Consider the following 16,325-nt stretch of genomic DNA (forward strand, 5'->3'; position numbering starts at 1 on the left):
CGAACGGCTCGTGTTCGCGAACTCCACCATCGGTATGAGGTGAGTACGTAGACAGCGCTACTCCACCTGGGGTGGATCACCGTCCGTTGCGCGGCGTACAGGTCGAAACCCTTGTCCTGCAAGGCTGGCGGAGCCGGTTGATGACTTCTGCAGGAGCCATTAACAGGTCGACCGTGGGGGTCTACCTTCGGCCGAAAGCGATGCGCAAGGGGTGCAAGTCATGACGGATCTCGCGGGGGCGGATTCCGTGTCGTCGATCCCGACACCAGCGCCGGTGCAGGTGCCGGTCCAGGTGCCGTCGGACGACCTCATCGGACGACCGACGACGCCGACCGAGGCCATCGGGACGGCCGGGCTCGTCGGGACGCACGACTGGGCGGGGGTGGCGCCCGAGCACCCGGCCAAGCAGTCCTGGTACCTGCGCTACCGCTCCAAGGCGGTCGCCGTGGACATCGCCGGCGCCGTCGTCGCCGGGCTGCTGTGCACCTTCGTCCCCATCGGTGACGCCCCGCTGGTCGACCGCGGCCTGGTCGCGCTCGCCCTCCCCGGCGCCTGGTACCTCGCGATCCTGCTCTGCCACGGCTACGAGCGGCGCTACCTCGGGATCACCGCCGACGAGTACCGCGCCATCGGCCGGGCCGTCGTCGGGCTGGTCGTGTCGGTCGCCGTCCTGTCCTGGCTCGTCCACGCCGAAATCGCCCGCGGGCTGGTGCTCACCGCTGCCCCGCCGCTGCTCGTCCTCGGCCTGCTCGGCCGCCACCTCCTGCGTCGTGGCCTGCTGGCCCGCCGCGAGGTCGGCATCGACTCCCAGCGCACCGTGGTCATCGGCAACGTCCGTACCGTCGCCCCCCTCATCCGCCAGCTCCGCCGCGCGCCCGGCGAGGGCATGCAGGTCGTCGGCGCGTGCGTCTCCGGCATCGCGACCGAGGGCGACTTCTCCACCGAGATCGAGGGCGTGCCGGTCTTCGGCTACCCCGACGAGGCGATGTACGCCATCGACCTGCTCGACGCCGAGGTCGTGGCCGTGTCCAGCGACCCCGAGCTCAGCGGCCCCAGCCTGCGTCGCCTGGCATGGAGCCTCGAGGAGCGCGCCGTCGACCTCGTCATCGCCCCCGGCCTCTTCGAGGTGGCCGGCCCGCGACTGAGCATCCGCCCCTCTGCCGGCATGCCGCTGCTGCACGTGGAGCGGCCCGCGATGTCGGGCGCTCGCCGTGTGTTCAAGCGCACCGTCGACCTGGTCCTGGGGGTCGTGCTCATCGTCCTGGCCGCCCCGGTCCTGCTCGGCATCGCCGTCGCGATCCGCCTGGACTCACCCGGTGGCGTCATCTTCCGCCAAACCCGGGTCGGTGCCCGCGGCGAGACGTTCCAGATGCTCAAGTTCCGCACCATGGTCGTCGACGCCGAGCAGCGCAAGGCCGAGCTCGTCACCGCGGTGGACGCCGGCAACACGGTCCTGTTCAAGATGCGCCGCGACCCGCGCGTCACCTCGGTCGGCCGGATCCTGCGCCGACTGTCCATCGACGAGGTCCCCCAGCTCATCAACGTCATCCGAGGCGAGATGTCGCTGGTCGGTCCGCGGCCACCGCTGCCCTCCGAGGTCGCCGGCTACGAGTCGGACGCCACCCGCCGCCTGCGGGTCAAGCCGGGCCTCACCGGTCTGTGGCAGGTGAGCGGACGCAGCGACCTGTCCTGGGACGAGTCCCTGCGGCTGGACCTCTGGTACGTCGACAACTGGTCCCTGCTGCTGGACCTGCAGATCATCGTGCGCACCGCCAAGGCCGTCCTGCGTGGGACGGGGGCGTACTGATGTCCCTGCGCCGCCTCCCCGCCGTCCTCGTCGTCGGTGCCGTCACCGCCGCCCTCCTGTCCGGTTGCTCGGGCGACCGCACGTCGCCCACCGCCGCCAGCAGCACCGCGGCCGTCGGCCCGGTCGCGTCGTCGAGCTCCTCGAGCGCGAGCCCGTCGGCGACCACGACGCCTGACGACGCCGAGAGCCCGACCACGTCGGCCACCGTGCCGCCGCCCCTGCCGCAGCCGGTGGCGTCGGTCCCGAAGGTCAAGCGTTCCGGCCAGCCGTCCTCGCCGTCGGTCACCGCACCGGCCGCGAAGTTCACCGCGCCGGTCACCTACCCCGACGGGGTCCGCCTCGACATCGTCCGGACCGTGCGGGCCACCGAGACCGGTCACGGCCCCGGGGTCATGGCCGGCCGCAAGTACGTCCGCTTCGAGCTCAAGCTCACCAACGGCTCGGCCAAGGCGATCAACCTCAACCAGGTCGTCCTCACGACCTACTACTCCGCGTCCAAGCAGCTGGCCGCCCCGGTCTACACCGAGAGCGCCAAGACCTACGACTTCTCCGGCATCGTCAAGCCCGGCGCCTCCGCGACGGCGTTCTACGCCTTCGCCGTGCCGGACTCCGGGCTGAAGAAGCTGACCATGGTCGTCGACTTCGACGGCACCCACACCTCGGCCACCTACTCCGGCGCGGTCGTGGTCTCGTGAGCCACCACCGGGGCCTGCCGACGGGACGTCTGCGCGCGCTCGTCACGTCGCACGCCTCGGGCGCCCTCGTCGCACAGGTCTGGCAGGCGGCGACCAGCTTCGTGCTCCAGGTCGTGGCCGCGCACGTGCTCGGTGCGAAGGGTCTCGGCCTCGTCTCGCTCTGCCTGGGCACCATCGTGCTGGTCACCGCGGTCACGAGCGGATTCGTGGGCGACTCGCTCACCGTGCTCGACCGCGCGGACTCCCGCGTCCGTGGTGGCCTGCAGTGGTGGGCCCTCGTGCTCGGCACCGCTGGTCCGGCCCTGGCCGCCGCGGTGCTGTGGGGCACGGGTTCGCTCGACGCCGCCGAGGCCGGGTTGTTCCTGCTCGCCGCGGCCCTGTTCGCGGTCGAGGAGGTGGGGCGCCGGCTGCTGATGGCGTCGCTGCGCTTCTGGCGGCTCGTGGTCGTCGACTCCGTCGCCCTGGCCACGGCGGTCGCGGCGCTGGTGGCGTTCGGCCTGGCCGGCACCATCACCCTCGGGAGCTTCCTGGGCGCCGTCGCCCTCGGGCAGGCGACCGGGTTGCTCACCGTGGCCGCCATGCTGGCGCCGTCGGAGCGGTGGGCTGCTCCCGTCCGTGGCGGCGCCGTGCGTGACGTCGCGTCCTTCGGCGTATGGCGCGGGGCGCAGGTCGCGGTCAACCCCGGCGTCTTCACGGCGTTCCGCCTGCTCGTCGTGGCGGTGGCCGGGGCCGCGGCGCTGGGTCACCTCGAAGCCGCCCGGATCCTCGTGGCACCCGCCCTGCTCATGGTCCAGGGGCTCGGGTCGTACCTGCTCGCGTCCTACGGGCGCGACCGTTCCCTCGCCCTGACTGCGCTCGTCACCCGGGCGCGTCGGGGCAGCACCGCTCTCGTCCTCGGTGCCCTCGGTGCCGGCCTCCTGATCTGGTTGGCTGCGCCCCTCGTCGGACCGTGGGTCACCGGTGACGGGTTCACCGTCCCCCTGCTCGCCGTGGCCGGCTGGGCCTGCTACGCCGCGGCCATCGCGTCGATGCAGCCGTTCGTCAGCCTCGCCGCTGCTCGCGGACGCCAGCGCGCGATGCTCGGCGTCCGGCTCCTGGACGCCGCGGTCTCGCTCGTCGCGCTCGTCGCCTGGTTGCTCGCCGACCTGCCCACGGCCGCAACGCCGTTCGTCCTCGCCCTCGGACCGGTCGCAGCCGGCCTGGTCACCCGCTTCGTCGTCCTCACCCCGATGCTCCGCATGGAGCAGTCAGTCACCACCAGCGCCCCGGCGGTCCCCGCCCCCGCGCAGCCCCGAGAGGCAGCACACCATGCACGTTGAGGAACTCGGCGGTCTCGTCCGTCGCGCTGTCGCTGCAGCAGCTGCTGCCGCGGTCGTCCTCGCAGGCGCCTCGGCGCTGGCCACGCCGGCCAGTGCCGCGGAACCGCCGCCGGTCGTCCCGACCGCGGCGCCGGTGACCGCGGACGCCCTGCCGACGTGGCAGATCAACGGCGTCGTGTGGAGCCAGGCCATCGTCGGCAACACCGTCTACGTCACCGGCAGCTTCACCAAGGCCCGCCCGCCGGGCGTGGCCGTCGGTGGCGTCGGCGAGGTCGACGCCCTCAACATCTTCGCCTACGACATCACCACCGGTAACCGGGTCGCGTCCTTCGACCACGCGCTGAACGCCCAGGGCCTGGCCCTGACCAGGTCCCCCGATGGTTCACGGATCTACGTGGCGGGCGACTTCACCACGGTGGACGGCGTGGCCCACGGGCACATCGCGGCCTTCGCCGCGGATACGGGGGCCCTGCTCCCTTGGGCGGCCAACATCGGGGGACAGGTGCGGGCCGTGGCGGCAACCAGCGACACGGTGTACGCGGGGGGAGGCTTTCCTTCTGCGGGCGGACAGGCACGCGACCAGCTGGCTGCATACTCGGCGACGAAGCCGCTCCTGCTGCCCTGGGCGCCGTCGGCGCAAGGTGTAAACCCGTCCGTAGCCGCACTGCTTGTTACCCCGGACCAGAGGAGGGTCGTGCTGGCCGGATCTTTCGAACAGATCAATGGCATCCCCGCGCTGGGAATGGGCGCGGTTGACGCTGTCACTGGTGAGGTAGGGCGATGGGATGCCAACCAGAAGATTCGGTCTGGCGGCAACAACGGGGGTATCACGAGTCTCAGCACGGATGGAACCCAGATCTTCGGCAGCGGATACGCGTTCGGCGCCGGGGCAGCGTTCGAGGGGACGTTCGCGGCGGAGCCAACCACGGGTTCTATCAACTGGATCAATGACTGCTTGGGCGACAACTACAGCACCTATGCCGTGAACCACGTGCTCTACAGCGTGGGTCACTCCCACGATTGCAGCGTTGTGGGCTCGTTTCCCGACACCAGCCCGCGTGCGCGGTGGCAGAAGGCGACAGCGGCTCCGACGTACCCGACGGGCACCATCGGTGTGAAAGATGCCTATGGTTGGGACTTCCGCGGCTACCGGTACGCCGGCATTCTGCACTGGTTCCCGGACTTCAAATTCGGCACATATACCTCGGCGGGTCAGGCTGCGTGGTCGGTTGCTGGCGCGGGCGACTACGTCACCTATGGCGGAGAGTTCCCTACGGTCAACGGTAAGGCGCAGCAGGGGCTCGTCCGGTTTGCCATGCCGTCGATCGCTCCGAAGGGCATGAAGCCGATCTATAGCCCCTCGATGGATCCGGTGGCGACGTCGACCGAAGCCGGTCGGGTCAAGGTGGACTTCGGAACGATGTGGGATCGCGATGACGCCACTTTGACGTACGAGGTCTACCGAGACGGTGGCCCGGCCATCGGTGCACTCACCGCGGCGAGCAACTTCTGGACCCTGCCGGGTCTGACCTTCACGGACGCCGCCTCTGCACCAGGGACCACTCACAGCTACAAGATCCGGGCCAAGGACAAGGACGGCAACGTCCAATGGAGTCTCGCGTCCGCTCCGGTGACGGTTTCGTCCTCGAGCCCGTCGCCCTTCCTCGGAGCTCTTCGCTCCGACTCGCCTTCCCACGTATGGCGACTCGGGGATGCCGGACCGACGATCAATGACGCCGTCGGCGGAGGCAACGGAACGTCCACTGGTATCACCTTCGGCTCCGTTGGCGCGGTGACCGACGACTCCGCGATCTCGTCCCCAGGCGGAGCCACCTCCAAGCTCTGGACGAGTTTCAATGAGGCTCACCCCGGTGAGGTGACGGTTCAGGCATGGATGAAGACCACGAGCGTTGCGGGCGGCCGGATCATCGGATTTGGTAACAGCCAGACAGGCACTTCGGCCGCCACGACCAACGACCTCGTCCTCTACGTGAACAGCGCGAACAAGCTGGCTTTTGCGCAGACGGGGATCGGCGGCGCCGTGCGTGCGGTAGCCAGCAATCGAACCGTCAACGACGGGCAGTGGCACCTGGTGTCCGCCACGGCAGGATCCTCCGGCATCTCCCTGTTCGTCGACGGGAGGAGGGTTGGCCGCGACCAGGCCCCGGTGGTGATGACCGGCTTCACCGGCTACTGGCGCCTGCTTGCAGACCAGACGACCGGGCTTCCGAACCGCCCGACTAATGCCGGCCTCGCGGGTTCCTTCGACGAGGTCACGGTGTTTCCGACGGAACTCAGCCAGGCACAGATCCAAGCGCAGTACGTCGCCTCCAACCGCGCAGCGAACTGGTCTAGCGCGCCGGCGGACCCGTATGGCCAGTCGGTGGTTGCCGATGGGCCTGACCTTTACTGGCGGCTAGGGGAATCCTTGGGCGCAAGTACCGCAGTCGACGCATCGGCGTCGGGGCAGGACGGCGCCTACGTGGGCGGAGTCACGCTGGGGGTGGCCGGTTCCCCGGCCACCGGCCCCGGCCGAGCAGCGACCTTCAACGGCACGAACGGCCTGCTGGTCGACAAGGAGACCGCGACGGCGCCCAAGTTCTACTCGACTGAAGCGTGGTTCCGCACCTCGACGACCAAGGGTGGGAAGTTGATTGGCTTCGGCAATGCCGCGACGGGCCTCAGCTCCTCCTACGACCGCCAGGTGGTGATGCTCAGCAACGGCCACCTGCAGTTCGGCACCAACGGAGCAGTGCGCACCACATTGGAGAGCGCTGCGGCATACAACAACGGCCAGTGGCACCACGTTGTCGCGACACAGGGCGCGGCCGGCATGGCTCTGTACGTCGACGGATCGCGCGTTGCGAGCAATTCCATCTCGGATGCGCAGAACTTCGTGGGCTGGTGGCGCGTAGGTGGGGACCGGACCTTTGGTGGCACCACGAGCAACTACCTCGCGGCCGACCTAGACGAGGTCGCGGTCTACCCAAGCGCTCTCACCTCGGCCCAGGTCCGCGCGCATTTCGAAGCGGCCGGCGGCACAGTGCTCAACCAGGCACCGATCGCGTCATGGACGAGCAGCTCCTCCTTCCTTGCCCTGTCCGTTGATGGCAGTCGTTCCATCGACACAGACGGTGCCATCACCTCCTACTCCTGGAATTGGGGTGACGCGACACCCGACGGTGTCGGCGCAACGGCGACGCACACGTATGCGGCAGCGGGCACCTACTCGGTCATCCTCACCGTCGTTGACGACCGCGGCGGGAGCTCAACGAGCAGCCAAGCGGTGACTGTCAGTGTGCGACCCAACGACCCACCGGTCGCGTCCTTCACGCACAGCGAAGTCTTCCTCCAGACATCGGTCGACGGTGGCGGGTCCAACGACCCCGACGGCACCATCGCTTCGTACACCTGGAACTGGGGAGACGGGACCCCCGACGGATCCGGTGCCACGGCGAGCCACGCCTATGCTGCAGCAGGGACGTTCACCGTGGCCCTCACGGTTACCGACGACAAGGGGACAGCGTCGACTCGGACCGCTTCTGTGACGGTGGCAGCCAACGTCGCACCGACGGCGTCCTTCACCGACCGCGAGGTGTTCCTTGCCCTGTCCGTCGACGGGACTGCGTCGAGCGACCCGGACGGCAGCGTTTTGTCGTACGCGTGGAACTGGGGGGATGGGACAGGCGGCGGCACTGGCTCTTCGGCCACGCACTCGTATTCCACCGCCGGTACCTATCCGGTCACCCTGACCGTGACCGATGACCAAGGTGGCACCGCGACGATCACACGGTCGGTGACGGTCCAGGCGGCACCCAACCAGGCCCCAGTCGCGGCGCTCACCCACACGGAGAACGGGCTCACGACATCGGTCTCTGGCACGGGATCCACGGATGCCGATGGTTCGCTGATGACGTACTCGTGGAGCTGGGGAGACGGGACCATCGCAGGCACGGGCTCGACGGCGACCCACACGTACGCCACCACCGGCGCGTACACGGTCACGCTCACCGTAACTGACGACGGGGGCGCCACGGGCGCCACCACGGCGACCGTGGTGGTGGGGGCAGTGCTCGCCTCCGACACCTTCGAGCGGACTCTGGTGACGGGTTGGGGTACCGCTGAAGCCGGCGGCGCCTGGACCCTGAACGGACTCGCCGGCCGGTGGTCGGTTTCGAACGGCGCGGGTCGATTGTCCCTCAATGCGGCCGATGGCTACACGGCGACGTTGAGTGGGGTGTCCAGCTCGAAGGCGGACGTGAGTGCCACCCTCACCACCGACAAGGTGCCGACCGGCGGCGGCCAGTACGCCAGCGTCATCGGTCGCCGGACCGGTAGCACCGACAGCTATCGTGCGAAGGTGCGGTTTGCCGCCAACGGCGATGTGTCCCTCTGGTTGGCGCGTAACCAAGGGGCTACCGAGACGATCTTGGCGACCCAGGCGACGAGCGGTTTCACCTACGCCGCAGGGGACCGGGTCGTGGTCCGTCTGCAGGTGACCGGGACGTCGCCCAGCACGATCCGCGCCCGTGTGTGGAAGCTAGGCAGCCCTGAGCCCACCACCTGGCTCACCACGACCGACTCGACGGCGTCGATGCAGGTCTCGGGCAGCGCCGGCGTCTACCTCTACCTCAGTGGCAGCACCGTCAACGCCCCCGTCGTCTACGGGATCGACAACTACACCGTGACCGAACTCCCATGAGGTCGGACCACTCCATTGCTCCGCGCCGCGGAGCCGACACAGGCGGGGAACGCATGAGAACGTCTGCAGGGACCAGACTTGCTTCATTCACGCAACAGGCCGTCGTGGGGTTGACGGTGGCCGCACTGGCGGCCGTCGGGCTCACGGTGCTCGCAGCGCCCGCGCAGGCAGCAGATCCACCACCTGCGCCGGACCCTGCCACGGCAACTGCCGACGCGCTGCCCACGTGGCAGATCAACGGCGTCGTCTACAGTCAGGCAATAGTCGGAACGACGGTCTACGTCACTGGTAGCTTCACTAAGGCCCGCCCCCCGGGTGTCGCCGCCGGTGGCGCCGGAGAAGTCGCCGCGAACAACATCTTCGCCTATGACCTCACGACCGGGAACCGTGTGGCGTCCTTTGACCACTCACTCAATGCGCAAGGTCTCGTCATCAAGGCCGCTCCCGATGGGTCGCGAGTCTACGTGGGCGGGGACTTCTCCACGGTGGACGGCGTTGCGCGCGGCAAGGTGGCTGCCTTCGCCACAGCGACGAATGCCCTTGTCACGTCGTGGGCGCCGAACGTCAGCAGCCAGGTTCGCGGACTCGGCATCACCTCGAACACCGTCTACGTGGGCGGCAACTTCCTGTCCGCCAATGGAGCGGCGCGGACAAGGCTGGCAGCGTTCCAGACGTCCAATGGGGCGATGTTGCCGTGGGCGCCGAAGGCTGAGGGTGGCTACGTCTGGACGATGACCATGACGCCTGACGGGACCAAGGTCATCCCGGGAGGCTCCTTCACGACCCTCAACGGGGTTGGAGCCATCGGAATGGGTGCGCTAGATGCGGGCACGGGGGTGACACTCCCGTGGGGAGCCAACGGAAAGATCCACGCCGGCGGAAGTGCCGCCGCCATTACGTCGCTGAAGGCGGATGGCCAACGGGTGTACGGCAGCGGTTACGCCTTCGTCCTTGGCAACTCCAACGCAAACTTTGAAGGTACGTTTGGCTTGGATCCGTCATCAGGTGATATTGACTGGGTCAACGACTGCCTCGGTGACACCTACGACGTCTCCCCGGTGGGCAACCTCCTGTATGCGGTGAGCCACTACCACGACTGCTCGGCCGTCGACCGGTTCGGCGACACCAACCCGCGCTCGCGATGGCAGAAGGCTGTGGCGATGGTCAACTATCCGACGGACGTCACGACCAAGAACGACGCCTACGGGTGGGACTACCGGGGCTACAAGTACGCCAAGATGCTGAATTGGTGGCCGGACCTCGCTTTTGGCTCCTACACGTCGGCGGGACAGGCCGCCTGGGCAGTCGAGGGCTCGGGTGACTACGTCGTCCTCGGAGGTGAGTTCCCACGAGTCAACGGCGCGAGCCAGCAGGGCCTGACCCGCTTCAAGACCCGACCGACCGCACCCAAGCTGCGCGGTCCTCGGTACACAACCATCCCTGCGACCCCCATCCCCAGCACGAACGCCGTTTCGCTGAGCGCGGGAACGGTGCGTGTCTCGTGGGGCTCGGCCTGGGACCAGGACGACAAGAACCTCAAGTACGAGGTGCTGCGCAACAACACCACCTGGGTCTATACCACCACGGGCGACTCCAACTTCTGGACGCTGCCCACCATGGGCTTCGTCGACAAGGGCCTCACCCCGGGCACCACGGTGCGCTACCAGGTGCGGATCACCGACCCTGACGGCAACATCCTGTGGAGCCCGGTCTCCAACACCGTAACCGTCGGCAGCGGTTCGCCGAGCGCCTATGCGCAGAAGGTCCTCGACGACGGAGCCAACCACCTCTGGCGGCTCGGTGAGCCGTCGGGCAGCGCCATCGACTGGGCCGGGTTCGACGACCTGACGATGTCGGGCGGGCTCACCCGTGGTGCTGACGGCGCCGTCATCGGCGACACCGACAAGTCCACGACCTTCGGGGGAGCTGACGGCCTCGGTGCCACGACCTCCCCGGTCGTCGGCCCGGACGTGTTCAGCGTCGAGTCGTGGTTCCGCACGACGACCACCAGCGGCGGCAAGATCGTCGGTTTCGGCAACGCCAACGCGGGTCTGTCGAACAACTACGACCGCCACATCTACATGGAGCCGGACGGCCGGGTCACCTTCGGCGTCTACAACAACGGCTTCTTCACCGTCACGTCTCCGACCGCCCTCAACGACGGCCAGTGGCACCAGGTCGTAGGCAGCCTCGACGCGTCGGGCGTGGTCCTCTACGTCGACGGCAAGCGGATCGGCCGCAACGCCGGGACCTCGGCCGGTCAGCCCTACTCCGGGTACTGGCGCGTCGGCGGGGACAGCCCCTGGAGCGGCAACCCCTACTTCGCCGGTGACATCGACGACGTGGCGATCTACCCGACGGCGCTCGCGCTGACCACGGTGCAGTCGCACTACACCGCGAGCGGTCGCACGCTCAACGTCCCGACCCGTCCGACCGACGCCTACGGCCAGGCGGTCTGGGACGCCAACCCGGACCTGTACTGGCGCCTGGGCGACACGAACGGCACGGCCAAGGACTCCGGCCCGAACGAGTCCAACGGCACCTACCAGGGTGGCTACACCCAGGGCCAGGCCGGCGCGTTCGACCCTGCGACGAACAAGGCGGTGGCCTTCAACGGCACGGACGGATTCATCGCCTCCAACACGCAGTACAGCAACCCGCACAACTACACCCTCGAGGCGTGGTTCAAGACCACGTCGACCAACGGGGGCAAGATCATCGGGTTCGGCTGCTCGCAGACGGGGACGTCCGGTTGCTACGACCGGCACGTCTACGTAAGCGACGACGGCAAGCTTACCTTCGGTGTCTGGACCGGCATGATGAACACGATCACGACGAACAACCCCGTCAACGACGGCCAGTGGCACCACGTGGTGGCCAGCCAGAGCAACACCGACGGCATGAAGCTCTACGTCGACGGCCAGCTCATCGGCACCAACGGCCAGACCGACGCCCAGGACTACGCCGGCTACTGGCGGGTCGGTGGCGACAACCACTGGGGCTGCTGCAGCCCGTTCCTCGACGCCACCATCGACGAGGTCGCGGTCTACTCCTCGGTGCTCTCCCCGAGCACCGTCGCGGCGCACTTCCAGGCCGGTGGCGGCCAGCTGCCCAACCAGGCGCCGACCGCGGCGTTCAGCCACTCCGAGTCGTTCCAGGACCTGTCGGTCGACGGCTCCGGCTCGAGCGACCCTGACGGCACCATCGCGTCGTACTCCTGGAGCTGGGGTGACAACACGCCCGCGGGCAGTGGTGCCAACGCCACCCACTCGTATGCCGCGGCGGGCACCTACGACGTCACCCTCACGGTGACGGACAACCGCGGCGGCACCAACACCGTGACCCACTCGGTCACGATGACGGCGCCGCCGGCCAACCAGCCGCCGACCTCGGCGTTCACGGTGACCAAGGACTTCCTCGACGTGGCCGCCGACGGCGCCACCTCGAGCGACGCCGACGGCACCATCGCGTCGTACTCGTGGAACTGGGGTGACGCCACGCCTCCGGGCAGCGGCGTCAACGCCACCCACTCGTACGCGGCGGCGGGAAGCTACACGGTCGTCCTCACGGTCACCGACGACAAGGGCGCCACCGGCACCTCGTCGCAGGTCGTCACGGTCGTGGCCAACCAGGCACCCACGGCGGCGTTCACCTCGACGCCGACGAACCTGTCGGTGGCGTTCGACGGCTCCGGGTCCTCCGACGCCGACGGCACCATCACGGGCTACTCGTGGAGCTGGGGTGACGGCACGCCTGCGGGCAGTGGCGCGACCCCGACCCATGCGTACTCCACGGCGGGCACCTACACGGTCGTCCTCACGGTGACCGACAACAAGGGCAAGACCGGGACGAAGACCGACACGGTCACCGTCGCCGGCCCGCCCAACCAGCTGCCCACGGCGGCGTTCACCCACACGGAGAACGGGCTCGCGACCTCGGTCAACGGCTCGACCTCCAGCGACCCGGACGGCACCATCGCGTCCTACTCGTGGAACTGGGGTGACGGCACCGCCGCCGGCAGCGGGGTCACGGCCAACCACACGTATGCCGCGGCCGGCACCTTCACGGTGACCCTCACCGTGACGGACAACGGTGGCGGCACCGCCACGAAGTCGGCGGCAGTGACCGTGGCCGCTCCCACCGTGTTCGCCCAGGACGACTTCGCGCGCACCATGGCTACCGGTTGGGGCACGGCCGACTTGGGCGGCGCCTGGACCCTCGGTGGGCCCGCTACCCGCTGGAGCGTCTCTGGCGGCCAGGGCAAGTTGAGCCTCAACGCCGGTGACGGGTACACGGCGTACCTGTCCAGTGTCGCCAGCTCCACGACCGAGGTCTCCGCACTGGTGACAACGGACAAGGCTCCGACCGGCGGTGGACAGTACGTCAGCCTTATCGGCCGCCGCGTCAGCGCCTCGGTCGACTACCGGGCGAAGGTCCGGATGGCATCCAATGGTCAAGTCACTCTCTGGTTGGTCCGCAACACAGGTGGGACCGAGACGCTTATTTCCTCGTCTACCATCTCCGGCCTCGCGTACGCGGCCGGTGACCAGCTTCGGGTCCGCACCCAGGTGACGGGTACGTCGCCCACCACGGTGCGCGCCAAGGTCTGGAAGAGCACGGCGACCGAGCCAGCGTCGTGGACGCTCACGACCGCCGATAGCACGGCCGGCTTGCAGGTGCCAGGCTCGGCCGGGGTATGGGCCTACCTCAGTGGGACCACGACTAACATCCCGGTGGTGTACGGAATCGACCAGTTCTGGGTCGGTCCGCCGCGCCCCTAAGTCGGCCAGACGAGGGCGGAGTCGGGAATCCTTGGGGGTTCTCGACTCCGTCATCTCTGTGAGGTGGGAGCGGCGAGGTCAACTGATGCGCCCGTTGCCACCTTTAAGGCGCCACCTGTCTACGTCGCTGCCGGCCAGGTGTCAGGCACCTTCGAGGGCATGGACAGCCGATTCAGCGCTGGACGGTCTCGGTCAGGACTTGGCGGATGCCCATCTGATATCGGGGAATCCCGAACTGGCGCAGGGCGGAGCCGCGGGCCTTCCTAGCGATGTCTGCGGCCGTCACCGGGTCTGCGAGGAGTCGTTCCACGGCGAGAGCCACGGCCTCGGGGTCCTCAGGCGGCACGAGGATTCCCGTCACGCCGTCCTCGATTGATTCCAGATGCCCGCCGTAGGCCGCTGCGATGACCGGACGCGCTGAGAGCTGGGCCTCCACGACGACGTTCCCGAAAGGCTCACGGACCGAGGGCGCGATGACGATGTCAGTTCTGTCGAAAGCGACATGGGAGGGCCAGACGTAGCCGGTGAATGACACCCTCTCTGCGACCTCCAGCCGTGCAGCGTCGGATCGCAACTGCTCTTCATACCACTCATACCCTGGGAACACCGAGCCAGCGACCTCAAGGGTCGCGTCTACACCTCGGTCCACCAGCACCTTGAGCGCTTGGATCGCCACGTGCGGGGCTTTGCGCGGCGACAACCGGCCGACGACAGCGAGTCGCAGCGCTCCATGGTTCGTCGAGTATGGAGTGGGGAGATCAGTGCGGTCTGGAACCCCGTTCATGACGATCACGCTCTTGCGGCGAAGGCGCGGAAAGACCTGCCAGACCGACGAGGCCGCCGTCTCCGAGATCAGGATGAGTCGATCGGCAGTGAGCAGCGGGGCGTTGAGCAGCCGTCCTGCGAGACTGCCGGCGGTGTCCTCGGCCTCGTGAACATGGCACACCACGGGCACTCGACGAAGACGGGCCAAGAATATCCACCACGGAATGGTGGTGGTGTTGACGTAGATTGCCTCGGGGTCCACATCGCCGATGAGTCGCCACATCGCCGGCAGTGTTCGCGCCAGCTCGACTGCCAACGACATGATGCCGCGTGCGGATAGGTACGAGCGCCGGAGGACGGGGAAGTCGACCACGCGCACGTCACAGCCACGGTCGACCAGCAGGGGCAGCAGCGGTCCTTGCTCGGGACAGGCGACCATGACCTGGGATCCGCCGTCGATCATCGCTGTAACTGACTCGAGGAGCTGCAGGTCAGACCCATATACGTCGGCGCCCGGGTTGACGACGAGGATCCCAGCGCCGTTGGGGGGTGTCACGCGGATTCCCGGACAGGATCGGGAGCAGCTGGAGCTGGCGAATGGGCGGCCGGTTCGACCTGCAGGCTGACTAGGGCGAAAACGATGAAGGCGGCACTGGCGTCAAAGAGGCCGCTCTCCAGAGCGCTCCTCGGCACCATGAACACGAGCAGTGCCAACCACAGCGGACGCCACGGGCGTGGAGAGGCCATCGCGCCGACAAACGCAAGGCATACCCATAAGGCGGCGAGCGCGAGGCCGACAAATCCGACCTGTACCAAGGCGGAGATCCAGCTACTGTCCAGCAGCTGTGTCTGCCAATACTGACCCGATACTGGGACATACTTGAGAGCCAGACCACCTCCGAACCACTTCTGGAAGGTGGCTCCGTCGAACGAGAGGGCCGCCTGCCACGCGATGGTGCGCGAGCTCAAGGTGGTGACGTTCGAGCTCCCGCCGCGAAACAGAAGCTCGGTGATCACGGGGGTGGAGAGCGCCACCCATGCGGCCACCGGCACCGCCGCCGCGCAAGTGATGAAGGCGGGTACCGAAAGCACGCGCGACTGGAGGATGAGGACAAAGGCGGCGACGACGAATGTGGCAGTGGTGGTGCGAGATCCTGTCAACCACATCACGGCGAACCCGGTCACGCCAGCCGCCAGGTGCCAGACGCGAGCAACGCTCTCCTTCGCATGGTGCATGACGAACAGGACAACCACGCCGCAGGCGAACGCGATCTCGTTTGAGGCCAGGGAGGGCAGGCCGCCCTCCAACCGACCTGAGCGCAGGGTTCCGACACCGGTGACAGCCGAGACAGCGGCCACTGATGCCAAAGACCCAACCACGCTGGCTATCAGCCGGTCCGTCTCGAAGGCACTGGCCAGGAACGCGATGCTCATGACGAGCATCGCGACGCGTACGGCGATAACGGCAGCCGGTACCGTGCTTCCCGCCGCCCATCCCCCGACAACGGACGCCACGAGGTAGCTGGCTGCTATCACGATCGTCCGAGTGCCGATGGCATGGCCCCGACGGCTTCTTCGGGCGGCGTTCGCGGCAATCGTCAACGCAGCCACTCCAAGCGCACCCTTGGCGAGGACGACGGGGTCGAGCGACCCGGAGAAGTAGGACTTCTGTCGCCAAGGAACAACGCACAGGACGAGCAAGAGGCAGCATGTCACGAGCAGCCACGTGGGTGCGCGGTCGTATGGGTCCTCGCCCGAGGCGGCGGTCGGGTTACTTCGTACCGGGCGTGGGGGAAGGTCGACGAGGACCGCCATGTTGATCGACCCCCTACGCATCGGCTGACCGGTACCCGCCTACGGAAACCAGTGGCTGGCCCCAACGATGCCTTGTCACCCAGCGTAGGGCCTCATGCAAATGGTGGAACCCGTCCATTCGTGGGTCCCCAGAGTCAGCGTCAGCGCTTTGACGACGGCAACGGCCTCGGCGTAGTCCGCGTCACCCATTTGTGGGTGTATCAGGACCACCTCGACACCTCAAAATTGAGGTGGCGAACCGAAGGGGTGGCGGTGGAGCAAATACTGGTGATCTGTACGACGGATGTGTGTGTGGCGCCGGCGATGGCTCTCTCGCTCGAGAGGGCCCTGAGAACAGTTGGTGTGTGCGAGGTGATGGTGACCTCGGCAGGTTTGCGCCCCGGTTCAGCACGGTGCGCCGAACAACGCGGACGACATCGAGTCGACCTGCTTGATCACAAC

7 protein-coding genes are annotated in these 16,325 nt (G+C 67.9%); 5 read left to right on the top strand and 2 right to left on the bottom strand.

Annotated elements, in window-relative coordinates:
* The first annotated feature begins 220 nt into the window (after positions 1–220).
* From ASC58_RS14645 to ASC58_RS14665, 5 genes are all read left to right on the top strand, one after another.
* Entirely contained in the window at positions 221–1,807 is a 1,587-nt protein-coding gene (locus tag ASC58_RS14645; protein WP_082553322.1) for a sugar transferase, read from the top strand.
* Positions 1,807–2,502 (top strand): hypothetical protein, encoded by a 696-nt coding sequence (locus ASC58_RS14650; protein ID WP_056919799.1) that lies wholly within the window; start codon positions 1,807–1,809, stop codon positions 2,500–2,502. Before ASC58_RS14645 ends, ASC58_RS14650 begins: the two co-directional genes overlap by 1 nt.
* Positions 2,499–3,821: a hypothetical protein gene (locus tag ASC58_RS14655; RefSeq protein WP_056919800.1), complete on the top strand. Its 1,323-nt coding sequence runs from the start codon at positions 2,499–2,501 to the stop codon at positions 3,819–3,821. Before ASC58_RS14650 ends, ASC58_RS14655 begins: the two co-directional genes overlap by 4 nt.
* Positions 3,811–8,523: a LamG domain-containing protein gene (locus ASC58_RS14660; RefSeq protein WP_082553323.1), complete on the top strand. Its 4,713-nt coding sequence runs from the start codon at positions 3,811–3,813 to the stop codon at positions 8,521–8,523. The genes ASC58_RS14655 and ASC58_RS14660 overlap by 11 nt, the downstream gene beginning before the upstream one ends.
* A 989-nt stretch (positions 8,524–9,512) precedes the next feature.
* A complete protein-coding gene (locus ASC58_RS14665) occupies positions 9,513–13,304 on the top strand; it encodes a PKD domain-containing protein (protein ID WP_235529248.1) in 3,792 nt (1,263 codons plus the stop codon).
* Between the two features lie 172 nt (positions 13,305–13,476).
* On the opposite strand, the gene ASC58_RS14670 is transcribed toward ASC58_RS14665, so the two are convergent.
* Together ASC58_RS14670 and ASC58_RS14675 are read right to left on the bottom strand one after the other, a co-directional pair.
* Positions 13,477–14,625, bottom strand: coding sequence for a glycosyltransferase family 4 protein (locus ASC58_RS14670; protein ID WP_056919803.1), 1,149 nt, complete (start codon positions 14,623–14,625; stop codon positions 13,477–13,479).
* A complete protein-coding gene (locus tag ASC58_RS14675; protein ID WP_157598528.1) occupies positions 14,622–15,884 on the bottom strand; it encodes an O-antigen ligase in 1,263 nt (420 codons plus the stop codon). Before ASC58_RS14675 ends, ASC58_RS14670 begins: the two co-directional genes overlap by 4 nt.
* Between the last annotated feature and the right edge of the window lie 441 nt (positions 15,885–16,325).

Source organism: Phycicoccus sp. Root101, from assembly GCF_001426245.1.
In the GTDB taxonomy this organism is placed as follows: domain Bacteria; phylum Actinomycetota; class Actinomycetes; order Actinomycetales; family Dermatophilaceae; genus Pedococcus.

What these genes read in the sequence shown, in the direction of transcription:
- ASC58_RS14645 (WP_082553322.1), top strand. Translation starts at nt 221, where the DNA reads ATGACGGATCTCGCGGGGGCGGATTCCGTGTCGTCGATCCCGACACCA.
- ASC58_RS14650 (WP_056919799.1), top strand. Translation starts at nt 1,807, where the DNA reads ATGTCCCTGCGCCGCCTCCCCGCCGTCCTCGTCGTCGGTGCCGTCACC.
- ASC58_RS14660 (WP_082553323.1), top strand. Translation starts at nt 3,811, where the DNA reads ATGCACGTTGAGGAACTCGGCGGTCTCGTCCGTCGCGCTGTCGCTGCA.
- ASC58_RS14675 (WP_157598528.1), bottom strand. Translation starts at nt 15,884, where the DNA reads ATGGCGGTCCTCGTCGACCTTCCCCCACGCCCGGTACGAAGTAACCCG.